The sequence below is a fragment of the Blastococcus deserti genome, assembly GCF_042682525.1.
Taxonomy (GTDB): domain Bacteria; phylum Actinomycetota; class Actinomycetes; order Mycobacteriales; family Geodermatophilaceae; genus Blastococcus_B; species Blastococcus_B deserti.
Map to the genome: position 1 here is coordinate 347,636 of NZ_JBHUHP010000030.1, position 23,902 is coordinate 371,537.

General features: G+C 73.6%; 27 protein-coding genes and 1 pseudogene. 11 read left to right on the forward strand and 17 right to left on the reverse strand.

The genetic code is table 11. From position 1 onward, the window contains the following. The coding region (locus tag ACFSHS_RS21595) for an ATP-binding cassette domain-containing protein (RefSeq protein WP_465252834.1) at positions 1 to 845 on the forward strand (845 nt) is incomplete at its 5' end. A 4-nt stretch (positions 846 to 849) separates the two neighbouring features. Then, entirely contained in the window at positions 850 to 2,136 is a 1,287-nt protein-coding gene (locus ACFSHS_RS21600; protein ID WP_376880714.1) for a sugar ABC transporter permease, read from the forward strand. Between the two features lie 70 nt (positions 2,137 to 2,206). On the opposite strand, the gene ACFSHS_RS21605 is transcribed toward ACFSHS_RS21600, so the two are convergent. The 5 genes from ACFSHS_RS21605 to ACFSHS_RS21625 form a co-directional block, all read right to left on the reverse strand. After that, on the reverse strand, positions 2,207 to 2,662 hold the full coding sequence (locus tag ACFSHS_RS21605) for a hypothetical protein (protein ID WP_376880716.1): 456 nt from the start codon (positions 2,660 to 2,662) through the stop codon (positions 2,207 to 2,209). Further along, on the reverse strand, positions 2,655 to 4,142 hold the full coding sequence (locus ACFSHS_RS21610) for a hypothetical protein (RefSeq protein WP_376880719.1): 1,488 nt from the start codon (positions 4,140 to 4,142) through the stop codon (positions 2,655 to 2,657). The genes ACFSHS_RS21605 and ACFSHS_RS21610 overlap by 8 nt, the downstream gene beginning before the upstream one ends. Further along, complete coding sequence (locus ACFSHS_RS21615) at positions 4,139 to 4,693, reverse strand: SigE family RNA polymerase sigma factor (protein ID WP_376880722.1); 555 nt, start codon at positions 4,691 to 4,693, stop codon at positions 4,139 to 4,141. Before ACFSHS_RS21615 ends, ACFSHS_RS21610 begins: the two co-directional genes overlap by 4 nt. A 123-nt stretch (positions 4,694 to 4,816) precedes the next feature. Beyond that, positions 4,817 to 6,004: an HRDC domain-containing protein gene (locus tag ACFSHS_RS21620; RefSeq protein ID WP_376880724.1), complete on the reverse strand. Its 1,188-nt coding sequence runs from the start codon at positions 6,002 to 6,004 to the stop codon at positions 4,817 to 4,819. Between the two features lie 192 nt (positions 6,005 to 6,196). Beyond that, positions 6,197 to 6,838, reverse strand: a complete 642-nt coding sequence (locus ACFSHS_RS21625; RefSeq protein ID WP_376880726.1) for a DUF3000 domain-containing protein — start codon at positions 6,836 to 6,838, stop codon at positions 6,197 to 6,199. 116 nt (positions 6,839 to 6,954) lie between these two features. On the opposite strand from ACFSHS_RS21625, the gene hemE reads away from it, so the two are divergent. Beyond that, the gene (gene hemE, locus ACFSHS_RS21630; protein ID WP_376880729.1) at positions 6,955 to 8,067 is read left to right on the forward strand and encodes a uroporphyrinogen decarboxylase; all 1,113 of its coding nucleotides are present in this window, start codon (positions 6,955 to 6,957) and stop codon (positions 8,065 to 8,067) included. Next, positions 8,064 to 9,437 (forward strand): protoporphyrinogen oxidase, encoded by a 1,374-nt coding sequence (hemG, locus tag ACFSHS_RS21635; protein ID WP_376880731.1) that lies wholly within the window; start codon positions 8,064 to 8,066, stop codon positions 9,435 to 9,437. The genes hemE and hemG overlap by 4 nt, the downstream gene beginning before the upstream one ends. A gap of 248 nt (positions 9,438 to 9,685) precedes the next feature. Here the strand turns inward: hemG and ACFSHS_RS21640 are convergent, their stop codons facing one another. Continuing rightward, the gene (locus tag ACFSHS_RS21640; protein WP_376880734.1) at positions 9,686 to 10,246 is read right to left on the reverse strand and encodes a nuclear transport factor 2 family protein; all 561 of its coding nucleotides are present in this window, start codon (positions 10,244 to 10,246) and stop codon (positions 9,686 to 9,688) included. 26 nt (positions 10,247 to 10,272) lie between these two features. Between ACFSHS_RS21640 and ACFSHS_RS21645 the strand changes: the two genes are divergently transcribed. Together ACFSHS_RS21645 and hemQ are read left to right on the forward strand one after the other, a co-directional pair. Beyond that, positions 10,273 to 10,794, forward strand: coding sequence for a winged helix-turn-helix transcriptional regulator (locus ACFSHS_RS21645; RefSeq protein WP_376880736.1), 522 nt, complete (start codon positions 10,273 to 10,275; stop codon positions 10,792 to 10,794). Continuing rightward, positions 10,791 to 11,510, forward strand: a complete 720-nt coding sequence (hemQ, locus tag ACFSHS_RS21650; RefSeq protein WP_376880739.1) for a hydrogen peroxide-dependent heme synthase — start codon at positions 10,791 to 10,793, stop codon at positions 11,508 to 11,510. Before ACFSHS_RS21645 ends, hemQ begins: the two co-directional genes overlap by 4 nt. A 93-nt stretch (positions 11,511 to 11,603) precedes the next feature. On the opposite strand, the gene msrB is transcribed toward hemQ, so the two are convergent. Beyond that, on the reverse strand, positions 11,604 to 12,023 hold the full coding sequence (gene msrB, locus ACFSHS_RS21655; protein WP_376880742.1) for a peptide-methionine (R)-S-oxide reductase MsrB: 420 nt from the start codon (positions 12,021 to 12,023) through the stop codon (positions 11,604 to 11,606). A gap of 51 nt (positions 12,024 to 12,074) precedes the next feature. On the opposite strand from msrB, the gene ACFSHS_RS21660 reads away from it, so the two are divergent. Then, positions 12,075 to 12,554, forward strand: coding sequence for a hypothetical protein (locus tag ACFSHS_RS21660; protein WP_376880744.1), 480 nt, complete (start codon positions 12,075 to 12,077; stop codon positions 12,552 to 12,554). Between the two features lie 110 nt (positions 12,555 to 12,664). Here the strand turns inward: ACFSHS_RS21660 and ACFSHS_RS21665 are convergent, their stop codons facing one another. Together ACFSHS_RS21665 and ACFSHS_RS21670 are read right to left on the reverse strand one after the other, a co-directional pair. Then, on the reverse strand, positions 12,665 to 12,868 hold the full coding sequence (locus ACFSHS_RS21665; protein WP_040339721.1) for a cold-shock protein: 204 nt from the start codon (positions 12,866 to 12,868) through the stop codon (positions 12,665 to 12,667). A gap of 1,172 nt (positions 12,869 to 14,040) precedes the next feature. Next, positions 14,041 to 14,343 carry a YciI family protein gene (locus ACFSHS_RS21670; protein WP_376881146.1) on the reverse strand — a complete coding sequence of 101 codons (303 nt, stop codon included), beginning with the start codon at positions 14,341 to 14,343 and terminating at the stop codon, positions 14,041 to 14,043. An 11-nt stretch (positions 14,344 to 14,354) separates the two neighbouring features. On the opposite strand from ACFSHS_RS21670, the gene ACFSHS_RS21675 reads away from it, so the two are divergent. Beyond that, positions 14,355 to 14,594: a hypothetical protein gene (locus ACFSHS_RS21675; RefSeq protein ID WP_376880747.1), complete on the forward strand. Its 240-nt coding sequence runs from the start codon at positions 14,355 to 14,357 to the stop codon at positions 14,592 to 14,594. Here the strand turns inward: ACFSHS_RS21675 and ACFSHS_RS21680 are convergent, their stop codons facing one another. The 8 genes from ACFSHS_RS21680 to ACFSHS_RS21715 form a co-directional block, all read right to left on the reverse strand. Continuing rightward, positions 14,595 to 14,993, reverse strand: a complete 399-nt coding sequence (locus tag ACFSHS_RS21680; RefSeq protein WP_376880749.1) for a hypothetical protein — start codon at positions 14,991 to 14,993, stop codon at positions 14,595 to 14,597. It abuts the gene before it with no gap. Between the two features lie 63 nt (positions 14,994 to 15,056). After that, the gene (locus ACFSHS_RS21685) at positions 15,057 to 16,937 is read right to left on the reverse strand and encodes a hypothetical protein (protein WP_376880752.1); all 1,881 of its coding nucleotides are present in this window, start codon (positions 16,935 to 16,937) and stop codon (positions 15,057 to 15,059) included. A 365-nt stretch (positions 16,938 to 17,302) separates the two neighbouring features. Then, on the reverse strand, positions 17,303 to 17,743 hold the full coding sequence (locus tag ACFSHS_RS21690) for a heavy metal-responsive transcriptional regulator (RefSeq protein WP_376880755.1): 441 nt from the start codon (positions 17,741 to 17,743) through the stop codon (positions 17,303 to 17,305). Between the two features lie 431 nt (positions 17,744 to 18,174). After that, a complete protein-coding gene (locus tag ACFSHS_RS21695; protein ID WP_376880757.1) occupies positions 18,175 to 19,131 on the reverse strand; it encodes a hypothetical protein in 957 nt (318 codons plus the stop codon). 110 nt (positions 19,132 to 19,241) lie between these two features. Next, positions 19,242 to 19,568: a hypothetical protein gene (locus ACFSHS_RS21700; protein ID WP_376880760.1), complete on the reverse strand. Its 327-nt coding sequence runs from the start codon at positions 19,566 to 19,568 to the stop codon at positions 19,242 to 19,244. Positions 19,569 to 20,409: 841 nt separating this feature from the next. Beyond that, a complete protein-coding gene (locus ACFSHS_RS21705) occupies positions 20,410 to 20,694 on the reverse strand; it encodes a hypothetical protein (RefSeq protein ID WP_376880762.1) in 285 nt (94 codons plus the stop codon). A 927-nt stretch (positions 20,695 to 21,621) separates the two neighbouring features. Next, positions 21,622 to 21,777 (reverse strand): hypothetical protein, encoded by a 156-nt coding sequence (locus tag ACFSHS_RS21710; protein WP_376880764.1) that lies wholly within the window; start codon positions 21,775 to 21,777, stop codon positions 21,622 to 21,624. Between the two features lie 24 nt (positions 21,778 to 21,801). After that, the gene (locus ACFSHS_RS21715; protein ID WP_376880767.1) at positions 21,802 to 21,963 is read right to left on the reverse strand and encodes an IclR family transcriptional regulator domain-containing protein; all 162 of its coding nucleotides are present in this window, start codon (positions 21,961 to 21,963) and stop codon (positions 21,802 to 21,804) included. Positions 21,964 to 21,974: 11 nt separating this feature from the next. On the opposite strand from ACFSHS_RS21715, the pseudogene ACFSHS_RS21720 reads away from it, so the two are divergent. The 3 genes and pseudogenes from ACFSHS_RS21720 to ACFSHS_RS21730 all read left to right on the forward strand — a co-directional run. Next, positions 21,975 to 22,175, forward strand: a pseudogene (locus ACFSHS_RS21720) (ester cyclase); the annotation flags it as partial. 28 nt (positions 22,176 to 22,203) lie between these two features. Further along, entirely contained in the window at positions 22,204 to 22,326 is a 123-nt protein-coding gene (locus ACFSHS_RS21725; RefSeq protein ID WP_376881153.1) for a hypothetical protein, read from the forward strand. A 48-nt stretch (positions 22,327 to 22,374) separates the two neighbouring features. After that, a complete protein-coding gene (locus ACFSHS_RS21730) occupies positions 22,375 to 23,889 on the forward strand; it encodes an aldehyde dehydrogenase (NADP(+)) (RefSeq protein WP_376880770.1) in 1,515 nt (504 codons plus the stop codon). Positions 23,890 to 23,902 lie beyond the last annotated feature (13 nt).

Here is a 23,902-nt window from a genome sequence, read left to right on the forward strand (position 1 = left end):
CTGCCGCATCCGTGACGAGCGTGACCGAGAGGCCCGGAGTGTCCGCACCGACCGACCGTCCTGCCGACGGCACCCCCACCCTGGAACTGCGCGGCGTCGACAAGAGCTTCGGCGCCATCCAGGTCCTGCACGGCGTCAACATGAAGGTCTACCCCGGCCAGGTCACCGCGCTGGTGGGCGACAACGGGGCGGGCAAGAGCACGCTGATCAAGTCGGTCGCGGGCATCCACCCCATCGACGCGGGCGAGATCCTCTTCGAGGGCCGGCCGGTCTCGATCTCCGGACCCCGCGATGCCGCCGCGCTGGGCATCGAGGTCGTCTACCAGGACCTGGCGCTGGCCGACAACCTCGACGTCGTGCAGAACATGTTCCTCGGCCGCGAGCGCAAGAACGGCCTGCTCCTCGACGAGGTCTCCATGGAGCAGGCGGCGCGCGACACCCTCAGCAAGCTGTCGGTCCGCACGCTCAAGTCCGTGCGGCAGCTCGTCTCCAGCCTCTCCGGTGGTCAGCGGCAGACGGTCGCGATCGCCAAGGCGGTGCTCTGGGAGTCCAAGCTGGTCGTGCTGGACGAGCCGACCGCCGCCCTGGGCGTGGCCCAGACACGCCAGGTCCTCGATCTCGTGCGGCGGCTGGCGGACACCGGCCACGCGGTCGTCTTCATCTCCCACAACATGGTCGACGTCTTCGAGGTGGCCGACCGGGTCGCCGCCCTGTACCTCGGCCGCATGGCTGCCGACATCCCGATCTCCGAGGTGAACCGCAGCCAGGTCATCGAGCTCATCACGGCGGGCCGGTCCGGGAACGTGGGCATCGCCCCCGCCGAAGTCGCCGCGGTGGAGGTCTAGAACCATGTCGAGCACGATCTCCGCGTCCACCAGCGAGCAGGAGCCCGGTGGCGCCCCGTCCGGCTTCGAGGCCGACCGCTCGGCCGACTCCCTGGGCGGCACCGTCCGGGCCTACATCGACCGGGTCCGCGGCGGTGATCTCGGCGCGCTGCCCGCGATCCTCGGCATCGTGGTCCTGGGCCTGCTCTTCTTCGCCCTGCGGCCGGAGACGTTCCTGACCCCGCGCAACATGGCCAATTTGGCCGACCAGGCGGCGCCGATCATCATCCTGGCGATGGGCCTGGTCTTCGTCCTGCTGCTCGGCGAGATCGACCTGTCCGCCGGCGTCGTCAGCGGGGTCTGCGCGGCCGTCATGGCGAAGCTGCTCGCCGACGCGGGCGCACCGTGGTACGTCGCCGTGGTGGCGGCGATCCTCACCGGCGTCGTCATCGGCCTGTTCACGGGCAGTCTCGTGGGGCTGATCGGGATCCCGTCGTTCGTCGTCACCCTGGCCCTCTTCCTGGGCTGGCAGGGTTTCACGCTGCGGCTGATCGGCGAGGGGGGCACCGTGCCGGTGCGCGACCCGGTCATTTCGGCCATCAGCGACCGGAACCTGCCGGTGACGCTCGGCTGGATCCTGGCGCTGCTGGTGGCGGCGCTCTACGCCGCGCTGCAGCTGAACCGGTGGCGCACGCAGCGGGCGAAGGGGCTGGCGCACCAGCCGCTCGCCGCGGTGCTGCTGCGCGTCGGGGTGATGGCCCTGGTGATCGTCCTCGTCACCGCCGTCCTCAGCGTCGACCGGGCGCCCGCCGTGGGCGTGGTGCTCGCCGGCATCCCGTACGCGGTACCGCTGGTGATCATCCTGCTGCTGCTGCTCACCTTCGTGCTGGGCCGTACCGCCTTCGGCCGGCACGTGTACGCGGTCGGTGGCAACGCCGAGGCCGCCCGTCGGGCCGGCATCAACGTCACGAGGATCAAGGTGGCCGTCTTCGTCATCGGCTCGACGCTGGCGGCGATCAGCGGCATCGTGGCGGCTGCCCGGCTGGGCTCCGTCGCGCCGGGCTCCGGTGGCGGCAACACGCTGCTGTACGCGGTCGGTGCCGCGGTCATCGGTGGCACCAGCCTCTTCGGTGGCCGGGGCCGCGTGCGTGACGCGGTCCTCGGTGGCCTGGTGGTGGCCATCATCGCCAACGGGCTGGGCCTGCTCGGCACCGAGGCGTACCTCAACTTCATCATCACCGGTGGCGTGCTGCTGCTGGCCGCCAGCGTCGATGCTCTCGCCCGGCGCCGGGCGGCGGCGACGGGCCACTGAACAGGACCCCGCGTCCCCCACCCCTCGCAGGCCGGGGAGGGCCCTGAAGCGGGGTCGGCCGCCCGCCGGGTCATCCGTCGGCGGGCGGCAGCTCCACCCGCTCCTCCTCGCCGTCGTGGTCGAGGACCACCGTGAGCGGCTGGTCGGCGGTGACGCCCTCGGGGAGGTCGACGGCGGTCGTCCGCGGTGCCACGTCGGCCGTGCACGGATCCCGGCCGGGGAACAGGAAGGTGATCTCCACCCGGACCTCCCGCGCGCCGACGACCTCGACGTCGCCCGGGCCGGTGGGGCAACTCGAGCTGCCCCAGGTCGTGACGGCCAGGCGACGGCCGCCGTCGGCCCAGCTCACCGGCGGGGGCGGCGGTCGCACCTCGAAGGTCGGCCCCGGGTCGGCAGGTACGGACGGCAGGGGGAAGAGGTCCTCCGTCGGCCCCCCGGCGTCCGGGGCCGGCCGTGCCGCGCCGCAGGCGCACGTCGTCAGTGTGACGACCGTCAGGACGGCGGCGCGCCGGATCCGGTCAGTCACCGAAGTCCGCCGTGTGCCCGAGGACGTCGACCCGGCCCAGGGTCACCCCGGCCGCGGTGACGGCCTCCACCGTCTCGGTGCCCAGGGGCAGCGGGACGACGAGGACGCCGTCGACTGCCGCGTGCTCGGTCAGGAAGGTGCGGTCCTCGTCGTAGGTGCGGATGAGCGTGACCTCCGGGGGGCCGACGACGACCAGGCTGGTGCTCATCGGGGCGCCGGTCGTGTAGTCGACGACCTCGCAGGCGAGGGCCTGGACCCGTCGTTCGGCCGGCGGGCCGGCGGGGAGCACGGCCTGTCCGCAGAACCCGCCCATGGTTCCGCCGCCCGGCTGCTCCGGCAGCAGCACCTGGGCCTCGACGACCATCGCGCCGCTGGGCAGGGTGACGGTCACGACCGCGGCCTGACCGGGCTCGCCGGCGGGCACGCTGCCCACCCACTGGGCCGTGATGTCGACCTGCGCGGGGGAGAGCCCGACCTCGGCGAGCACGTGCTCGGCGGCGGACTGCGCGGCCTGCTCGCCCAGCTCCGACGGGCGGCCGCGGGGGTACTCGACCGGCACGTCCGGGGAGGTCTGGTCCGAGGTGAAGGACCACGGCATGTCCCGGGCGACGAGCCGGCCGGCGCGGAACACGCGGTAGGACGTCGACATGTCGTAGGCCCGCGCGAACGGCGGCACCCGGGTGATGGCGACGCCGTCGACGGTCTCGACCTCCCGCCACTCCCGGGAGGTGCTGCCGTCGGCGGCGATCTCGGGTCGCGGGGAGACCTCGACGACGTCGCCCGGGAAGCCGACCACGACGAGAGCGCCGGTACGGGTGTCGGTGATCGCCAGGGGCCAGTCGGGCCCGAACCCGCCCGGGCCGCCCCGCAGCACCATCCCGCCGGGCCCGGCGTCGGCTGGCCCGGCGAACCACGCCGCGACCGGTTGCCGCGGGGCGGTGGCCCCGCTGGGCAGGCCCGCCATGTCGGGCGCGAGCGTGGACACCCGTCCGATCACCAGGGCCCAGTGCTCCCCGGACACCTCTCCGGCGAAGACCACGGAACGCGTCTCCAGAGGCGGGTCCGGCACGTGGTTGGGGATCCCGTCCGGCGTCGCGGGTGGCGGTACGGGGGTCCAGGGCAGGGCACGGACCGCGTCGACGAAGGACTGGTCGCCGGCCAGGGAACCACGGGTCGGCGCCTCGAAGAGGGCGGCGTCCCCGCCCGTGGCCGCGGCTCCGCCCGCGACGTCGCGAGCCGGTGCCGACACCGGGCCCGACGCCGGCACCGCGCCCTCGGGTCCCGAGCCGACCAGCCGGGGGACGGCGACGCCGAGCAGGACCACGGATGCGACGCCGGCCAGCAGCTTCCGGCGCCGGCGACTCCGGTCGGCGCTGTCCCGGGCGATCCTCCCGGCGAGGACGCGCCCGTCGGCGGACGGGCGCCCGGCGCGCTCGGCCAGCCGGTGCAACCGGGCCCGCAGCTCGGTCTCGGACGTCATCGGGACTGCTCCCGGTGCAGGACCCCGGCCCCGTCCTCCGCGGCGCGCGGGCCCGTCAGCGCGCTGCGCAGCCGGGCGAGGCCGCGGGCGGCCTGGGTGTTCACCGTGCTCTCCGAGCAGCCCATCAGCCGGGCGGTCTGCAGCTCGGAGAGGTCCTCGTAGTAGCGCAGGACGACCGTGGCTCGCATCCGCGGGGGCAGCGCGGCGAGGGCCCGGCGGAGCTCCTCGCCGGCGTCGAGCCGGTCGCCGGGTTCGGCCGCCGGGAGGTCGGGCAGCCGGCCGGTCGGCTGCTCGCGGTGCCAGGCGCGGCGCCGCCAGCTGGTGTGCGTGGTGACCAGGGTGCGGCGCACGTACGCCGACGGGTCACCGCGCCGGATGATCCGGTCCCAGTGCCGGTAGGTCTTCATCAGCGCCGTCTGCACGAGGTCCTCCGCATGGCCACGGTCGCCGGCGAGGAGGAACGCCAGCCGCAGGAGCGCCTGCTGCTGCCGCGTGACGAAGTCGGGGAAGGAGTCTTTGCCCCCACCCGGGTCCTCGTCCCCGCCGCCCACGCCCGTCCCCCTCGCCGCCCGTGCCGCCTACACGCAGCAGCGTGCCCGGTGGACCCACAGCCGGCCCGTCACGATCCCGTAACGACGGTTCGCGCACCGCGCGGAGGCGGGAGAGGAGGTCGCTCAGGCCTTGTTGGCCGCGGCGGTGAGGACGTCGAGGGTGAGCTCGACCTGCCACTCCCGCGCCCCGCCCGCCCGCAGCGCCTCGGCGACGGCGCCGGCGTCGCGCGGCTCGGGCGGGGTCCACATCAGCCGGCGGACCAGGTCGGGCGACAGGATGTTCTCCACCGGCACCGAATGCTTCTCGGAGAGCCCGGCGAGTGCGGCGCGCGCGGCCTGCAGGCGGCTGGCGGCGGCCGGATCACGGTCGGCCCACCGGTTGACCGGCGGCGGGCCGTCGCCCGACCGGCTGTGCACCGGCAGCTCGGACTCGGGCAGGGCGCGGCCCCGCGCGATGGCGCCGAACCAGGTGCCGACCAGCTTGCGGTTGGCCCGTCCGCGGAACACCGGCAGCTCCAGCAGTGCGCCCTCGTCCTTCGGGTCGGCCTGGACGGCGGACACCATCGCCGAGTCGGGGAGCACGCGCCCGGGCGCGATGTCGCGGCGGCGGGCCATGTCGTCACGGGCCTGCCACAGCGAGCGGAGCATGCCCAGCTGCCGCCGGCTGCGCAGCCCGTGCACGCCCGAGGTGCGCCGCCACGGGTCGGGCTTCGGGGGCGGCGGGCCCGCGGCGAGGATCGCCTCGAACTCCTGCCGGGCCCATTCCGTCTTGCCCTGCTCCTCGAGGATCGCCGCCAGGGCGTCGCGGAGGTCGATGAGCACCTCGACGTCCAGGGCCGCGTACACCAGCCACTCCTCGGGCAGCGGCCGGGTGCTCCAGTCGGCGGCGGAGTGCCCCTTCTGCAGCGAGTAGCCCAGCAGGGACTCCACGACGGCGCCGAGGCCGACCCGGGGCAGGCCCGCCAGCCGGGCGGCGAGCTCGGTGTCGAAGATCCGTCCCGGGACGAGGCCGATCTCGGCCAGGCACGGCAGGTCCTGGTTGGCCGCGTGCAGGACCCACTCCTCGTCGGCGATCGCGTCCTGGATCACCGACAGGTCCGGCAGCGGCACGGGATCGATCAGGCCGGTACCGGAGCCGTTGCGGCGCAGCTGCACCAGGTAGGCCCGTTGCCCGTACCGGTAACCGGACGCGCGCTCGGCGTCGACGGCGACCGGCCCGGTGCCGGCCCGGAGCACCTCGGCGTACTCGACCAGCTGGGTCGAGGTCTCGATGACCGGCGGCAGGCCGTCGCGGGGAGCGAGGAGAGGCACCGCGGGCGGGGACGCCTCTGGAGCGGCGTCCCCCGCCGGGGAGGGAGTGGGCTCGGTGCTCAGTTGCCGTCCACCTTCTTGCCGGTCCTCGTCGGTCGGGCCGCCGGCTCCCGGATGCATCCGCGCGGCATCGCGCGGACCGGGGGAGAGGGCGCCGGCGCAGCGGGCTCGCGCCCGGCTGGCTCTCCGATGTTAGAGAGTCTCGCCGCCGGGGCGGTCGGAGGGACCCAGCAGCCGTACTCCCGGCGGAGGGAGCCCGGCGGCGTTGCCGAGGACGTCGAGCCACGCCTGCAGGTGGCGGTCGAGCGCGGTGTCGTCGGCGGTCCACGACGCGCGCATCTCGACGTCGACGGTGTGCTCGGGCCCGGCGAGGTCGCCGAACCGCGTCGAGGCGGTGCGCGTGACCGTGCCCCCGACGGCGTGGTGCTCCGCGCCCGCCTCGCTGAGGGCGTCGGTCAGCCAGCTCCAGGCCACCTCGGAGAACATGGTGTCGTCGACCAGCTCCTCGTCGGTCGCCGCGGAGAGATAGCCCACGCAGCGCGTCGTCCCCCGCCAGGCCTCGTGGCCCTCGGGGTCGTACAGGACGATGAACCGCGCGCTGGCGATCTCCAAGTCGTCGTCGGCGCCGTCGGGGTCGGGCTCGGCGACCCGGGCGGCGACCGCGTGGGCGAACGGCGCGAGCCGCTGCGGTGCCGGGATCTGCTCGAGGACGATCTCGGGGCGGGCTCGGACGGTGGCGAGCGCCTCCAGGGCGGCCCGGAACTCGGCCGGGGGCTCGGCCCCGCCCGCGTCGCTGCCCCGGTTCCCGGCACTGGCCAGGCTGGTCGGCTCCACGTTCGCAGGGTAGGCCGCCGGATAGCACACCGCGCCCGACGCGCCGCAGAGGTTCCCGGACGCCGGATCCGGTCGGCGCTCCGCCGGTCCCCGGCCGTCTGGGAGGATCGGCGGTCGTGACTGCCGCCCCTGACCCCGCCCGGTCGGTTCCCCCGACCACCGCCGGAACCCCGGACCCGGAGATCCCGGATCTCGTCCGGGCCGCCCGCGGGCTGCCGGTGAGCCGGACGCCGGTCTGGTTCATGCGTCAGGCAGGGCGGTCGCTGCCGGAGTACCGGGCGCTGCGGGCGGGCACCGGGATGCTGGCCGCCTGCCAGGACCCCGACCTGGTCACCGAGATCACGCTGCAACCAGTCCGCCGGCACGGCGTCGACGCGGCGATCCTCTTCTCCGACATCGTGCTGCCCCTGGTGGTGGCCGGCGTCGACATCGACATCAAGGCCGGGGTGGGGCCGGTCGTGGCCTCACCCGTGCGCTCGGTGGCCGACGTGGACGCGCTGCCGCCGCTCGAGCCGGAGCGGCTGGCCTTCCTGCAGACGGCGGTCCGGCAGCTGGTCGCCGAGCTCGGCCCGATCCCGCTGATCGGTTTCGCGGGCGCGCCGTTCACCCTCGCCACCTACCTGATCGAGGGCGGCCCGTCGAAGGAGCACGCCCGCACCAAGGCGTTCATGTACGCCGAGCCGGAGGCGTGGAGCCGACTGCTCGACCGGCTCGCGGTCTCCGCGGCGACCTTCCTGCGCGCCCAGGTGGACGCGGGGGCGTCCGCGGTGCAGCTGTTCGACTCGTGGGCCGGCGTGCTGTCGGCCGTCGACTACGCCGAGCGGGTGCTGCCGCACTCGCGGGCGGTGATCGACGGGCTCGGTGACCGCGACGTCCCCCGGATCCACTTCGGCGTGGGCACGGGGGAACTGCTGCCGCTGATCGGCGACGCCGGGGCCGACGTCGTCGGGGTCGACTGGCGGGTGCCGCTGGACGAGGCCGCCCGCCGGGTGGGGCCGGCCCGCTCCCTGCAGGGCAATCTCGACCCCGCCGTCCTCCTCGCCGACCGCGGAACGGTCGACCGCGAGGTGCGGCGGGTGGTGGAGCAGGGCCGCGCGGCGCGCGGCCACATCTTCAACCTCGGCCACGGGGTGCTTCCCGAGACCGACCCGGACGTCCTCACCCACGTCGTGGAGCTGGTGCACGAGCTCACTGCGACCCCGGCCGGCCCCACCACCCCCGCGGGATGACCCGCCGCCGGCTGGTCGTGATCGGGGCCGGGATCACCGGCCTCACCGCGGCGTTCGAGTGGCGGCGGCGCCGGCCCGACGACGAGATCGTCGTCCTGGAGGCCGGCGACCGCGTCGGCGGCAAGCTGCACCGGGTGCGCCTGGCCGGGCACTGGTACGACACCGGTCCCGAGGCTGTCCTGGCCCGCGTACCGGAGGCGGTGCGGCTCGTCGAGGACCTGGGCCTCGGCGACCGGCTCGTGGCCCCGGCCACCACGCAGGCCTCCGTCGTCCTCCCCGACGGGCGGCACCCGCTCCCCGCCGGCACCGTGCTCGGGGTTCCGGCGACGGCCGACGGGCTGGAGGGGATCCTCTCCGCCGAGGGGGTGGCCCGGGTGCGCGCGGAGGCCGGGCTGCCGCCGCTGCGCGTCCAGGGCGACGTCGCGGTCGGGGCCCTGCTGCGCGAGCGGCTGGGGGACGAGGTGGTCGACCGGCTGGTCGAGCCGCTGCTGGGCGGGGTGTACGCCGGCCGGGCCGACGAGCTGTCCCTGGCCGCGACGATGCCCGCGCTGGCGGCGCGGCTGCCCGGGGCCGGGTCGGTGCTCGCGGCCGCGGCCGCCGCTCGCGACGCCGGCGTGCGCAGCCGCGGCGACAGCGACGGCCCGGTGTTCGCCACCGTCGCCGACGGGATCGGGGTGCTACCGGAGGCGCTCGTCACCGCCTCGCGGGCCGACGTCCGGCTGCGCACCCCGGCGCACGGGCTCCGGAGGACGGCTGTGGGGTTCGAGCTGTCGGTCGGGCCGGCCGCGGCGCCCGAGGGGATGACGGCGGACGCCGTCCTGGTGACCGCGCCGGCGGCGAAGGCGGCCCGCGTGCTCGGCGACGTGGCGCCGGGCGCGGTGCAGCCGCTGCAGGGCATCCCGTACGCGTCGATGGCGGTGGTGGCGATGGCCTTCCCCGCACAGCCCGTCGACGCGGGCTCGGGCCTGCTCGTCCCGCCGGTGACCGGCCGGCTGGTGAAGGGCGTGACGGTGTCGTCGGCGAAGTGGCCGCACCTGGGCGGCGGGAGGGCGCTGCTGGTGCGCTCGTCGATCGGCCGGTTCCGCGACGAGGCGGAGCTGCAGCGCTCGGACGAGGACCTCACGGCGGCCGTCGTCGCGGACGTGGCCGAGCTGCTCGGGCTCGACCGGCCGCGCCCGCTGGAAACGCGGCTCGTGCGGTGGGGCGGTGGGCTGCCGCAGTACCTGGTCGGGCACCCCGCGCGGGTCGACGCCGTCCGCGCCGCGGTGAGGGAGGTGCCGGGCCTGGCGATCGCCGGAGCGGCCTTCCGCGGCGTCGGCGTCCCCGCCTGCATCCGAGACGCCCAGCACGCGGTCGACGCGCTGCTCTGACCGCGGTGCGCCGTGGCGGAGCACACCTTGCCCCCGGGCATCGGGAGGAGCCGGCCGATGTTGAGCACGGGGTGAGAACGGTGCACCACCCGAACGACCGCAACCCATCCGACGACCGACCACCCGCGCGCTGCCTGCGTCACCACGTGTGGATGGCCTACTGCGGCGACTGCCGCGACGCGCACGCCCCCATCCTGCGGGGCCGCCGGGAGACCGGTACGACGCAGCGCTGACCGCCCGCCTCGCGGCTACGGAGCCGTGCCGCGGGGCGGCGGTCCAGGATCAGCGAGCGGAACGATGCGGCGCTCACCGAAGCGCGCCATCCCGTGCAGGGGCGCCGTGGCCGCCGCGAGGAGACTCGCGAGGCCACGGCGTCCCCCGTTCCGGGCGAGGACCGGCCCGAGGGCGGCCATGAGACCGGTCACGGCCGGGAGGGGCCGCCCGAAGACGGTGAGCTCCTCGACGAGGCCGTCCTGGCCGAGGCGGAGCAGTTGTGCCTCCTCGAGCGCCTGCGGTCCGACGTGCGCCCGTGCGACCAGTGCGACCGTTGCCCCGTCGCGCACCTGGGTGTGGAACCGGATGTCGTCCAGGACCGTGAAGGCCGCGGTCAGCACCGCGTGCGCCTGATCGCGTCCGGTGAACCGGAACCGGTCGGTGAGCGGGGAGATCAGGACGACGTCGGGGGCCAGGCACGCTGCGGCCGTGTCTGCGTCTCCCGACTCGACGGCGGCGCGCCAGCGGCTGATGACGTCCTGGGCGGGCAGGGGATTCTCCTGTGGCACCGTGACCTCCTCGACCAGTGAGTTCAATCTCGCAACCTACTACTCTCCCAGCTGTGCGCCAGACGAGCTTCGCCGCGATGCAGTGCTCCCTCGCCCGGTCCCTCGAGGTCGTCGGGGACTGGTGGTCACCGCTGGTCCTGCGCGACCTGTTCCTCGGCCTGGACCGGTTCGACCAGCTGGTCGACGACCTGGGCATCTCCCGCAACCTCCTCGCCGACCGGCTGGCGAAGCTGGTGGAGGGGGGAGTGGTCGCCAGAGAGGCCTACCAGGAGCGTCCCGTCCGGCACCGGTACCTGCTGACCGACGCCGGGCGCGAGCTGGTTCCCGTGCTGCTCGCGCTGACCGCCTGGGGCGACCGGTGGATGACGCCGGACGGCGGGCCGCCGCTGCTGGTCGCGCACGTGGGGTGCGGGGCGCGGACCACGCCGACGGTCTGCTGCTCGGCATGCGGCGAGCCGCTGCGCTCCGACGACGTGGCGGTGTCGGCCGGCCCGGGCGGGCGGAGCGCTCCCGGGACTGCGCTGCTGGAGGGTGTGCTCGGCCCCCGACCCGGCGCGGGGACAATGGACGCATGAGCGAGCAGCAGAGCGACGGACGCAGCATCGGCAAGCGGGCGAACGAGCTCAACGCCACCATCCGCTACACGATGTGGTCGGTGTTCCGGCTGGCCCGGCCGCTGGCCGACGACCAGCGGTCCGCCGCGGCCGACGAGGTCACCGCGCTGCTCGACGAGCTGGCGGGCAAGGACGTCGTCGTCCGTGGCGTCTACGACGTCGCGGGCCTGCGGGCCGACGCCGACGTCATGGTCTGGTGGCACTCCGAGACCCCGGAGGCGCTCCAGGAGGCCTACACCCGGCTGCGCCGCACCGCGCTGGGCCGGCATCTGGAGCCGGTCTGGTCGCAGATGGCCCTGCACCGCCCCGCGGAGTTCAACCGCAGCCACATCCCGGCGTTCCTCGCCGACGAGGAGCCCCGCCGCTACGTGTGCGTCTACCCGTTCGTGCGGTCCTACGAGTGGTACCTCCTGCCCGACGTCGAGCGCCGGGCGATGCTGGCCGAGCACGGGCAGATGGCGCGGGGCTACCCCGACGTGCGGGCCAACACGGTTGCCTCGTTCGCGCTCGGCGACTACGAGTGGATGCTGGCCTTCGAGGCCGACGAGCTGCACCGGATCGTCGACCTCATGCGCGAGCTGCGGGCCTCGACCGCCCGGCGGCACGTCCGCGAGGAGGTGCCGTTCTACACCGGCGTCCGGAAGTCGATCGCAGAGCTCGTCGCCGACCTCGCCTAGACCCCTCGTGGCCTGGACCGCTCTTGCGGTGGCACCCCTTGCTCCTGCGGTGCTGCGGCACCGCAGGAGCCGGGGTATCGACGCACGAGCGAACTACTCGGCCGGCTGCAGGCGGATGCTGACGCTGTTGATGCAGTAGCGATCGCCGGTCGGGGTCTGCGGGGCGTCGTCGAACAGGTGTCCCAGGTGGCTGTGGCAGGTCGCGCACAGCACCTCGGTGCGGATCATCCCGTGGCTGCGGTCCTCGCGGAGGAGGACGTTGTCCTCGGCGGAGGCCTCGTAGAACGACGGCCAGCCGCAGTGCGAGTCGAACTTGGTCTCGGAGCGGAACAGCTCCGCGCCGCACGCGCGGCACTCGTAGACGCCGACGGTCTTGGTGTCGACGTACTCGCCGGTCCAGGGGCGCTCGGTGCCCGCCTGGCGGAGCACGGCGTACTCCTCGGGCGACAGTTGCGCCCGCCACTCGTCGTCGGTCTTCTGCACCTTGGGCTGCTGCGATGCGGACGTCGTCATGCCTCCACGGTACGGCGCGAGGCGCGGGAGGAGCCGGGGCAGACTGGGCCGGTGACCTCCCCCGACCCCACCGCCCCGGGCGGTGCGCTCCCCGACGTCTGGTTCACCCGTGACCTGCCGGTCCTGCGGGCCATCGCCCGCCTGGTCGACGAGCCCAAGCACGGGGGCGCGCCCTACCTGCTCGGCTCGGTCGTGCCGGCGAGCGGGCTGCCCAAGGCCGAGGTGATCGCTGCGGCCAAGGCGCTGGCGTCGGCGGGATACATCGAGCCGCTGACCAACCACGCCGGGGACATCGTCCGCATCACCGCGATCTCCGGTGAGGCGCGCCGGCTGGCCGGGCTCTGGCCGACGCCGCAGGGGGAGTGGGAGCGGCTGCTCCAGCAGCTGACCGCCCGGGCGGAGAACGCGCCGACCGAGGTCGAGCGGGCACGCTGGCGGGCGTTCGCCGACGCGGCCGCGGCCGTCGGCGAGCACGACGGGGCCCTCCTGATGTCGGCGCTGATCGGCGGGTACGTGCCGCGGGCCCGTTGAGCGCGCGGACGACGGTGGGGGCCCGTGCAGACCGTCGGGGTCCTCGGGCCGCCGGAACGACAGCGCCCCCGCCCGGAGGACCGGGCGGGGGCGCTGTGCTGATCAGGTGATCAGAGCGGGGTGACGTTCGCAGCCTGCGGGCCCTTCTGGCCCTGCTCGATGTCGAACGCGATCCGCTGGCCTTCATCGAGCGAGCGGTACCCGCTGGTCTGGATGGCCGAGTAGTGGACGAAGACGTCCGGTCCGCCACCGTCGGGGGTGGCGAAGCCGAACCCCTTCTCAGCGTTGAACCACTTCACTGTTCCTTCGGGCATTGCTCGCTCCTAGCTGTGGTGGTGCATCGGGGTCCTGCCATAGCGCAGGGCCTTCCCGATGCCGCCACCCTAGCCGTAAGTGCCCCTTCGGAACACCTGGCATCGCTTCGTGACCTGCGGTTGCGCCTGCGGCCCCTCCCGCGCTCCCGGTCGGGCGCCGGTCCTGCGGGGTGGCGGCGTCACGCGGGGAGACCGGACGGCAGCGGCGCGTGACGACCTGATCGACCCGGACCGTCTCCTGTCGGCCGGTGACCCGTTCCCTGCCGTGCGGAGGCGCCCACCCGCATCGATACCCAGGAGCGAGCATCGCGACGTCGTCCCCGATCCACCGCCCCGGCCGCCGGACTGCTGTTCGGTGGACATGCAGCAGATCCGCACGGAGCAGGCCCACGCGGTGCAGGCCGGATCGCGGGCCGTCGACGTCGGCATCCTCGACAGCGGCGTCGACGGGCGGCACCCCGACTTCCTACGTGGACGACAACGAGTTCGAGCCGTCGACCGAGTTCGAGTGCAACACCGACCCGGTGCAGCGCGCCTTCCGCCGGGCGGTCGAGCGGGCGGTCCAGTACGCGCGCAGCCAGGGGTGACCCCGGTCGCAGCGCTGGGCGACTCCGACCAGGACCTCGCGCACCCGGTCGACGAGGACGGCCTGCCCATGCCGAACGAGTGCGAGGTCGTCCCCGCTGAGACCCAGGGCGTCATCGGCGTGACCTCGCTGGGGCGCCAGTCCGAGAAGGCCTCCTACTCCGACTACGGCGTGGGTCGGGCCGACGTCGCCGCCCCTGGCGGCACGGCACGACGGGTGACTGCACCACGACGATCCCCTCCACGTTGCCGGCCGCCGGCTACGTCTGCATCGAGGGGACGTCGATGACCGCTCCGCAGGCCGTCGGCGTCGCGGCGCTGATCGTCAGCCAGTACGGCCGGCTCGGCCCGGACGGCGACGTCGAGATGTCGCCCCAGCAGGTGGAGGCCTAGCTGCAGGGAAGCACGGTGGACATCGGCCTGCCCGGCTACGACAAGTAATTCGGCCACGGCCGGATCGACGCGCTGCGCGCCGTCACGCAGGACACGTCGGCGTCGGCCGCGCCGAACCCGCCGTGCCCGGAGTACGCCGGTAGGCCGGCGAGCCGTCAGGGCCCCGGCGCGCACCGCATCGGGACCCTGCCCGTTCACGACGACTGCAGGATCTCGTTCCACGGGCGGACCGACCAGCTGGCGACGACTCCGTTCACCACGAACGGATCGCCGGCGACGAACTCCTCGGCCGCCTCCCGGCTGGTGAAGATCCCCATGGCGTCCCCGTTCATCGGCTCCCGACCGCGCGGTAGATCATCACGTACTCCATGGCCGGCATCCTGGCGGCCGTCGCGGGCGGCGTCTTGCGTGATTCCTGCGGCTTTCTCGGCGCGGCCCTGCGACCGGGTCCGCAGAGTCCTTCCCAGCCGGGAGGACCCGGCGCCCCGCCGAGCCAGGAGATGCCGTCATGGAGACCGCCGTCGCCGCCGCTGCCCGACACACCGCCGAGGACGACGTCCCCTTCGCCCTGCGGGACGTCGAGGACCTGCACGACGCGGATCTCGACGCGGTGTTGGGCGACCGGCTGGCCGACGCCGGGGCAGCGGTCGACGCGGTCGGCGCGCTGGCCGAGCTCGTGAGGGAGCCCGGCCCGGCCGTCTTCGCCCACACGCTGACCGCACGGTCGCTGCTGCTCGCCGTCCTCTGACTAGAGCAGGGTGCCCGGGTTCTCCGGGAAGCGGTGACCGGCGAACGAGTAGGGGTTGCCGCGGTACCGGGTCGGCTCCGGCGCCTCCTCGACCCGCTCGGCGCTGATGACCAGTGGCGGCGGCCGCCATGGTGTCCCGCCGGTCCGCTCGCCCCAGATCTCACCGTGCTCGCCGAACTGCTCGGTGCGCCAGGCCGCCATCGACCGACGCCACCGCTGGGCCCCCAGGTCGAGCGCCAGGAGCACGGCGGCGCACACGGCGAGGGCGAGGAGGGCATCGGTGACGGCGGTCGCCACGTCCAGCGCCGAGACCTCGGCCCACCCGATCTGCTCGAGCTGGTACCCGACCGTCTCGAGGACGACGTACAGCACGCCGTAGACCAGGAACGAGACCCTCACCCGTGGCGGATCGACCGGATGCCCCGGATGCTGGAGGCATCCCGGCGCCCGGGTCCGTCGACGTCACCCGTCGGGATGACGTATCAGTCGCTGCCCACGGCCACCGTGCCCGTCACCGATTTCGGACGGGCTGAGCCGCTCGATCATCGCGCCGAGGAAGGACTCTAGGCTGCGCACGTCCACCGGGTCCTGTCCGTGGAGGACGCGTGTCCGTTCCAGCTGCAGCGTCTCCAACCACGACAGGTCGTCGATCAGGCGACGGGCGAGCTGCGTGACGACCGCCGTGTCCGGACTCCTCCCGAGGGTGGCGCGCAGGTCGCTCTCGCACAGATCGGGTTCACCGTCGTCCGGGGCCGGTGCGACGACCTCGTCCGGGCGGTCCGCGGGAGCTCCCGCCCCCGTGACCCGGATCCAGACCCGCCGCAGCCGCCGCAGTCGCCGCCGTCCGTCGCTGGTCGTGCCTGCCTCGTCCGGGGTCATGGCACTCCGACCCGCCTCGGTCTGCCCGCGGGGCACCTGGCGGCACATCGCCTGGTCGTACTTGATCAGCAACCATCCGACCAGGACCCGGTCCCGAAGACTGTGCGGCGGGGTTCGGGGGACTTCGGCCGCCGTCTCCCCGTGTTCCGGCGGCAGCTGCAGTCGTGCGGGTTCGTCCCGGAGCCGGTCGGCCAGTTTCACGAGGCTGAAGGCGCTGCTCTGCGTGCACCAGGTCTGGTAGAGCTTCTCGTCGGCCAGTTGGTGGAACAGGCCGATCTCGGCGATGCGGTCGACCAGGTACGCCGCTTCCTCGGTGAGCTCGGCCTCGTGGAAGCGGATGGTCGCCCAGCACATGGTCCCGAGGATCCTGTCCGCGTCCCGGACGAGGAGCGTCCTCCCTCGGATCCCGGTTTCCAGCGAGCGGGCGGCCGCGCGGCCGATCTCACCACCGAACCAACCCGGAAGCCTCTTCTCCTCCTGTCGCTCCTCCGCCGTCGCATCCCCTTCCGGTGGCTGGTGGCTCGACGTGCGTTCCGTGTGTCCCGACTCCGGTTCGGCCGGCGTGTCCTTCCTCGCCGGCGTCCCGTCGACCCCGGTGCCTTCCCGCGCTGCCGCGCCCGGTGCGTCCCAGATCGTCTTCCAGTGCGTCCGGACCACGGTCCCCGTCGTCTCGTATTCGCCCGGGGGGCGCTCACGCAACCTCGTGCGGCGTTCTGGAGACCTCCTCTCATCGGTGACCGAGTCGACGTACCAGTCGACCAGGTTCCTCAGGGCCACGAGGCACAACGTGATGTCACGGCTCTCCCCGCTCCCGCAGGCCGTGCGCAACCACTGCCGGATCGTGCGGATCCGCTGGTACGCGTCCTCGGACCGGAGGTACCGGCGTTCGCGGGAGCCGCACAGTCTCTCGGCATACCGCTCGGGCTGCACGAAGTCTCGCAGCAAGGCGAAGATGAGGATGACCGCGAAGCCGGCGTACAGGGCCGTCGCCGCAGCCAGCCCTGTGGCCAGGGCCGTGGCGGCCGGGGGCAGCTCACCGCCGCGTGGGACGTCGGGAGCGCTGACGGCGAACAGCAGGCTGGCGATCAGCAGCAGCACGCCGGTGCCCAGGACGAAGTGACTGCGATTGCTGCTCAGGAGCACCTCGACCCCGCGGGAGCCGAGCGGCGAGTGGATGACCTGCGCGATCACGAACACGGTCGCGGCGGCGAACACGAACACGGCTACGACCGTGGACGGAACGATCTGGAGCAGCGTGGTGAGGTAGTCCGGCTCCGAGATCGCGGCGCCGGGGAAACGGAGAAACGCCAGCCAGGAGAGCAGCGCGACGGCGCAGAGCGCGATGACCAGCTGCACGATCCCGCGGGGCAGGTGACGACGAAGGAAGTCACGCACCCACCGGAGCGGCTCCGGCGCCTGACCCGAACGGCGTTCCGCAGCCTTCTCCGGTGAGGACTCGGTCATGGCCGGCGGTCCTCCGAATCTCACGGTCGACCGCTCGGGAACCGCGTCCGGCGATGAGAGGTCGTGTGGTTCGCGGTGCCGTCGCCTCCCGGTCACCGCGATGTCCGGTCGCGCCGCCGACGCGGCCGTCGACGGAGGTCCTCGTCAAGCCTGGCACCGACCCGAGTGCCGTGGAACGACGTCGTGAGCCGCTCGCGTCGGACGACGCTGGGGAAGTGCTCGGCGCGCGTGCCCCGGAGGCTTGGCCGTAGCAGGACGGGTCCTCACCGGCCGTTCGGACGGGTACCGGCCCGGGTCCCGGCACCCGCCGTCATGCACCGGCGCTCAGCCGCAGTCGCAGTCGCACGACTCGTCGCAGATGCAGGTCAGCAGGAGCATGTGAGGTCACCTCCCTCCGTCGGCGGGCACCAGCTACCGGGGCTCGGCGAAGCGCACTCGGTCGCCGGCAGCGCGGCGGCCATCGCGGCCATCTCCGTGCGAAGCGCGGTCAGTCGCGCGATCTCTGCGTCCACCTCCGCAAGCCGGCGCAGGAGGAGTTGCTCGGCCGGTTCGCAGGGGCAGGCCCCGGTGTCCCGGACGGCCAGCAGGTGCCTGATGTCCACGAGGCGCAGACCGAGTCGCTGCGCACCCCGGATGAACCGGAGGCGGTCGACGGCGACCTCGTCGTAGGTGCGGTAGCCCCCCGGGGTGCGGTTGGGAGGCGGCAGGAGCCCCACCCGCTCGTAGTAGCGGACGGTGTCTGGCCGCACCCCGACGGCCGTCGCCAGGTCCGACACGCGCAGCGCTCGGGCAGCGGTGGGAGTCATGGCACGGACGCTAGACCTTGGAGCACGCTCCAAGGTCAAGCCTGCGGCGGCTCGTGCCCTGTGCCGCCTGGACTGCACTGAGGACGCATGCGCGCCGAAAATGCTTGGTGAGCCGATGCCCGTGCCGCCCAGCCCCGCGAGGAAGACGTGAGCGACCGGCAGTTCCTGGCGCGCGCGACAACGCCGTCTGGATGACCACCGCGCTGTTGGGGGCTTCTCGCCCGCTCGGCGAGTTGCAATCCCCCCACGTGGAGCGGCACGGGGAGTTCCTCGGCCGCGGGTTCTGTGGAGGGGACCTTCGAGAAGCCGGTGAACGGGAACTCGGTGGCCACCGTCACCAGGGGGGCCGTCGCGGGCGACCCGGTCGGCCTGACCGGCGTGGTGGCGACCCGGACCGTCCGCCCCTGGGACGAGACCTCGTGTCGACGTGATCAGCAGGCTACGGGCGCCGGCACGAACTCCAGCCGTACGGCGTCCGAGCGTGGCAGCAAGATCGCCGGACCGGAGGCGCGCGACCAGTCCGCGTGGACGAGCAGGTAGTTCGGCCCGGCCTGGGGGACGATCTTCAGCCCCGAGTAGCGGAAGACGTACCCCGACCCCGGCTCGCCGGACACCTCTTCCTGGACCGTCGCATGGGTCAGGTTCAAGTCCTTCTCGCTGTACACGACCACGTCCGCGACGCACCGCAGCCCAGCCGCCAGACTGCTCGCGTCAGTGGTGCCCACGCGGATCGCGTAGCTCCCCACCGCCCAGAACATGCCGACGCTGAACAGGACGAAGAGGCTGCCCCACTTCACGGCGGTCAGGGCCTGCGGTGCCCGCGGGACGCGGTTCCCTCCGCGGCGGGGACGAACCGCACCCCTCAGCCGGGCTGCGTAGATCAACAGCAGCAACCCGCCCACGAGGCTCAGACCGCGTGCCTCTCCGAGACCTCGGGGGAACACCGGCCCTCGGAGCAGGACGTCGGCGAGCACCAGCCCGAGCAGCAGCGTCCCCACGGCGGCCGACACGGGCAGCACCACACGAGCGACGACCGTCCGACGCACTCCGACCAGGCCGTCCAGGGGCAACTGGTAGATCCACACGGCCAGCAGCGTCACCGTGGCCAGCACGGCCAACGGCAGGATCCCCGTGCTCGCGCTGAGGATGAGGATGCCTTGGAACGGCAGGTCGAGCACCGTGAAGTTGACCCCGAAGAACCGGTAGTAGCCGACGGCGTAGAGCAGACCGAAGTAGAAGAGCAGCGCCGTGACCAGCGTGGTCGGCGCGACGACGGAGCCGAGGAGCCGCAGGGCCCGAGGCAGGACCTCGACGGCCTCGAACTCCACGGCCTGTGACCCCGGCGCGCTCTCCGGGGCCACCGACGCGCCGGTCTGCCGCGTGTCCACGGGAGGCACACCTGCCCCGTCCCCCTCTCGGGATTCCGGGCCGGTGAACGGCCGGGGCGGTTCGAGGCCGCCGGTCCGCCGGGCCTCGGCGGTCGTTCGGCCGTCACCGCTCACGGCACGGCGTCCGGCTGTGCCTCGGGCAACGTGCAGACCACCACGATGGCGATCTCCGTGCCGACCGGGATCGGCTCGGTGCCTTCCCCCGTGGGCGGGGTGATGGACTCGACCGGACAGGCTGCGTACGTGGGCTCATAGTCGGTGCCGGGGTCGTCGATCCGAGTCCGGCCGTTTCCGTCGCCGTCCGTCGCGAAGTAGGAGTAGGCGAACGTGACGCAGTCGGCGCGGAATCCCGCCTGAACGCATGCGTCCGCTGCGTTCGCTTCCCAGCCGTCCCGATCACGGAGGTCCGAGCTCAGGTCGGGGATGTCCAGTCCCACCCCGGCCGGCAGATTGGCGTTCGGGTCGGGGACCGGATCGGGATCGGGTGGCGGTCCCGGGGCGGGATCCGGCGGCGCGTTGGGATTGGGATCGGGCTGGGGCGCCGGGGCGGGCTCGGGTTGCGGCAGCGGCGCCGGCGCGGGGCCGGGAGCGGGCCCGGGATCGGGCGCGGGCCCGGGATCGGGCGCGGGCCCGGGATCGGACGCGGGCCCGGGATCGGACGCGGGCCCGGGATCGGGCGCTGGGCCAGGGAGCGGCGCCGGGCCAGGGGCCGGCGCCGGATCGCCGCTGTGCGCTGGTGGCGGCGTCGCGCCGGGAGCAGGGGACGCATGGGTCGACGTGGCGGACGGTGCCGCGACGGTGTCGGCGCCGGTGTCCGCCTCGGCGCCGCAGGAGACGGTCAGCACCACCAGCGCTATCCACGCCACCCCACGTACGGACATCGCGGCCCCATCTACGGACTTGCTCAGGAGGAGTCGGCCACGCCGGGTGGGGATACAGGGAACGACGGACTCCTCGCTGCCGCGCAACTATTCTCCCGAAACCGAGGAAACGGAACGCATCCGCACGCCGGGGACGAGGTGCTCCCCCCTCCTCGCCACGCGTCCGCCTCGCGCGCGGCCGTGCGCTGCGATCCCGTCGAGCCACTCGGCCCTCGGCGGTCTCCCGCCGAGGGCCGACGGTCGCCGACGTCGTCGCCTGTACAGCCGGCAGGCCGCTCGGAGCCGGTCGAGGCGCCTGCCGGCTGGAGGCCGGAGTGGCTGACCCGCCCGACCGGCTCGACCGGGCGCGCGAGCGGTCTTCGGCCGGCGGCCCGATCGTCCGACAAGAACCGAACGCTCAGGCCGCGAGCCGGTTCACCGCCCCCGCACTGAGCACCAGCCCGGCCGAGGCGAACGCGGCCATCAGCCGATCGGCCCGCTCGCGGAGCAGCCCGGAGGCCGCCGCCTCGAGGGCCTCGGACCCGTCGTCCAGGCACTGGACCAGCAAGGCGCGGACCTCGGGCGAGGGTCCGACAGCGGGCCGCGCGGGGGCGGGGATCCGGGTGACCATCCCGCACGGGCAGGACCCGCCCGTCGTCGGGGCCAGGTGCTTGCCGCCGGAGCACATCCAGGGTTCGAACATCGTCGAACTCAACTCCTCATCAGCCTGGCCCCTACGCCGTCCGTGGTGGGCCGGGGCGCAAGAGTCCCGCGCGTCACGCCCGCAACACGGCGCGCCACACCACAGCGTGTCCGTGCCGTGACCTCTGACACACGGGTTCCATTCTGCCCGGCGAGGGGAGTGCCGTCAGGCGGTGCCGGGTGTTGCTGGATCGCCTGGTCCCGACGACCTGCCGCAGGCGGGAGGGATGCCGTGGGCGCCGGTCGTCGTGCCACGGTCGGTGTCTCCGTGTCCGCGAGAGTGACGCGTGCGCTCGCCCGCCGGCCCGTCGTCCCACGCCGCCCGTGACCTGCGGTCATGCCGCCATGAACAGCGTTCTCGGTGCCTGCTCGCCGAAGCTGCCCGCTGCGCCGACGCACGTGCGGCCCAGCGAGGAAGCCGGTCGGCCGAGACACCCGCCCTCGCTCGTGACGGGTCGCCGGGTGTCCTGGACGGCTCCGAGAGCGCAGGTTCCCGTGCTGCCGGGCGCCTTCGCCGGGGCGGCTCCCGCACCGAGCCGGCAGTACGTCCCACACGCTGACATCCGCCATGTCCGGGATCCCGGCTCTACTGCCTGGGCGGTGGGACATGCACGCGAACAAGGACGACGCCATCGTCGTCGGCGCCCGTGCGCCGGGTGCTCCACCGCGATGCTGCTGGCCCGCTACGGCCACCAGGTCCTGGTCGTCGACCGTGCGAGCTTCCCCAGCGACACGATCTCCACCCACCTGATCCATCCCCCGGGGGTGGCGGCGCTGCAGCGCTGGGCCTGCTCGACCGTGTCATCGTCAGGGGATGCCCGCCCGTCGACACGTACGCATTCGACTTCGGGCCCTCACCCTCTCCGGGTCACCGAAGGTCCCCGACGTCCCCGTCGCGTACGCCCGGCGGCGGACCGTGCTGGACGTGTCAGTCGGCTGCCGAGTCCTGCCAGAACACGTCGACCAGCCGATCGATGATCTCCTGCACCTGTTGCAGGGCCTCGGGCATGCGAGCGCGGCCGAAGCGGTAGCGGGGATCGTTGAGGGTCAAGATCGCCACCATGGTCCCGGACGAGTCGCGCACCGGTCGTGACAGCGAGATGAGTTCTTACTCGAGCTCGTTGTCGATGATGGCGAAGCCCTGTTCCCGGACCTGCTCGAGCTCCTTGAGCAGGACGGTGCGGTCGGTGATGGTGTTCGCGGTGTAGGCCTCGAGCTTCTCGGGCAGCATCGCGATGACCTTCTCGACCGGCATCTCGGCGAGCAGCACCTTGCCGTGAGGTGGAGGCCTTCGAGAGGATCCTCGCACCCGACTACGTCCGCCACACCAAGTCCGGCGACGAGGACGTCGACATGCTCCGCCGGGCTATCGGGCAATCCCGTGCGGCCTTCCCCGACCTCGACACGGACATCCTGCAGAGCGTCGAGCAGGGTGACATGGTGGCCATTCGCCGGCGCAGCCATGGCACCCACACCGGCTCGTTCATGGGGTGCCGTCACCGAGCGGACGGTGACGGTCATCGGAGCGAGCTTCTGCCGGTTCGCCGACGGGCTGCTGGCGGAGGAGTGGGTCGTGTGGGACCCGTGGGAGCTTCTCAGCGCCATAAGCATCTGGACGGTGGGCGATGAGTGACCTCGCCAAGACCGGCCGCTCCGTCCGCACCTCCTTGAGGAAGTTCCCATGACCGACGTCGTGAGCACCGCTCCGCGCACCGGCGAGACCGTCGAGGTCGTTGCGCCGGGAACCACCACCGAGGAGGTCGACCGGCTGTGCGCGGCCGCGCTGGCCGCCGCCCCCGGCCTCGACGCGCTCGGCCGCCCGGGCCGGGCGGCGCTGCTACGGGCACTCGCGGATGCCCTGGAGGGGCGGCGCGACGACGTCGTCGCCGTCGCCGACCGGGAGACCGCGCTGGGCACCACCCGGCTGAACGGCGAGCTGACCCGGACCTGCCACCAACTGCGGTTGTTCGCCGAGGTGCTGGAGGAGGGCAGCTACCTGGAGGCGACCATCGACCACGTCGCGCAGACCGCCATGGGCCCCCGCCCCGACCTGCGCCGCGTGCTCGTGCCGGTCGGCCCGGTTGCGGTGTTCGGCGCCAGCAACTTCCCGCTGGCCTTCTCCGTGCCCGGCGGAGACACCGCCTCGGCGCTCGCCGCGGCCTGCCCGGTGGTGGTCAAGGCCCACAGCTCGCACCCGGCGACGGCGCGGCTGTGCTTCGACGTTCTGGTGCGAGCCGCCCGTCAGGTCGGCGCCCCGGAGGGAACGCTCGGGATCGTGTACGGGCAGCAGGCGGGTGCCGACCTCGTTGCGCACCCGGCGATCCGCGCAGCTGGGTTCACCGGCTCCGTCGGCGGCGGCAAGGCGCTCATGCGGATCATCGACCAGCGTCCCGACCCGATTTCCTTCTTCGGGGAGCTGAGCAGCCTCAACCCCGTCGTGGTCACGCCGCAGGCGGCGGCCGAGCGCGGTGACGGGATCGGCCGCGAGCTGGTCGGTTCGTCCACCCTCGGGGCCGGCCAGTTCTGCACCAAGCCCGGTCTGGCGTTCGTGCCCGCCGGCCCCGACGGCGACCGGCTGGTCGAGGCCATGGCCGGGGCGGTGGGCGGCATCGGCGCGCAGGTGCTGCTCAACGAGGGCATCGCCCGCTCGTACGGTCGCATCTCCGATCACCTCGCCGCGGCGTCGGGTGTCGAGGAGGCGGCGCGTGGCGGGGAGCCGTCAGGGCAGGGCTTCGAGGCGGTGCCGAGGCTGCTGACGACGTCGGCCCGCGATCTGCCGCAGGAGGTTACCGAGGAGTGCTTCGGACCGATCGCCGTCGTCGCCCGTTACGACGGCGAGAGGGAGCTCTTCGCGGCGCTCGACGCCATGCCCTCCTCGCTCACCGCAACCGTGCTGCGTGGTGAGGGAGAGACGGACCTGCCGCTGGCGGTGTCGCAGGAGCTGCGGACCCGCGCCGGGCGGCTGGTGTACGACGCCTACCCGACCGGGGTCGCCGTCTCGAGGGCCCAGCACCACGGTGGCCCGTGGCCCTCCACCAACTCCCAGCACACGTCGGTCGGCACGACGGCGATTCGCCGCTTCCTCCGGCCGGTGACCTGGCAGGGGGCGCCGGAGGAGCTGCTCCCCGAGGAGCTCACCGACGGCTTCCTGGGTATCCCGCGGCGCGTGAACGGCGTGCTCCACCTGCCCACGTGAGCGACCCGGTCCG

Bases quoted from the DNA above. Each gene is read 5' to 3' on its own strand.
- ACFSHS_RS21600 (WP_376880714.1), top strand. From the start codon at position 850: ATGTCGAGCACGATCTCCGCGTCCACCAGCGAGCAGGAGCCCGGTGGC.
- ACFSHS_RS21610 (WP_376880719.1), bottom strand. From the start codon at position 4,142: ATGACGTCCGAGACCGAGCTGCGGGCCCGGTTGCACCGGCTGGCCGAG.
- hemG (WP_376880731.1), top strand. From the start codon at position 8,064: ATGACCCGCCGCCGGCTGGTCGTGATCGGGGCCGGGATCACCGGCCTC.
- hemQ (WP_376880739.1), top strand. From the start codon at position 10,791: ATGAGCGAGCAGCAGAGCGACGGACGCAGCATCGGCAAGCGGGCGAAC.
- msrB (WP_376880742.1), bottom strand. From the start codon at position 12,023: ATGACGACGTCCGCATCGCAGCAGCCCAAGGTGCAGAAGACCGACGAC.
- ACFSHS_RS21665 (WP_040339721.1), bottom strand. From the start codon at position 12,868: ATGCCCGAAGGAACAGTGAAGTGGTTCAACGCTGAGAAGGGGTTCGGC.
- ACFSHS_RS21675 (WP_376880747.1), top strand. From the start codon at position 14,355: ATGGAGACCGCCGTCGCCGCCGCTGCCCGACACACCGCCGAGGACGAC.
- ACFSHS_RS21685 (WP_376880752.1), bottom strand. From the start codon at position 16,937: ATGACCGAGTCCTCACCGGAGAAGGCTGCGGAACGCCGTTCGGGTCAG.
- ACFSHS_RS21690 (WP_376880755.1), bottom strand. From the start codon at position 17,743: ATGACTCCCACCGCTGCCCGAGCGCTGCGCGTGTCGGACCTGGCGACG.
- ACFSHS_RS21705 (WP_376880762.1), bottom strand. From the start codon at position 20,694: ATGTTCGAACCCTGGATGTGCTCCGGCGGCAAGCACCTGGCCCCGACG.
- ACFSHS_RS21730 (WP_376880770.1), top strand. From the start codon at position 22,375: ATGACCGACGTCGTGAGCACCGCTCCGCGCACCGGCGAGACCGTCGAG.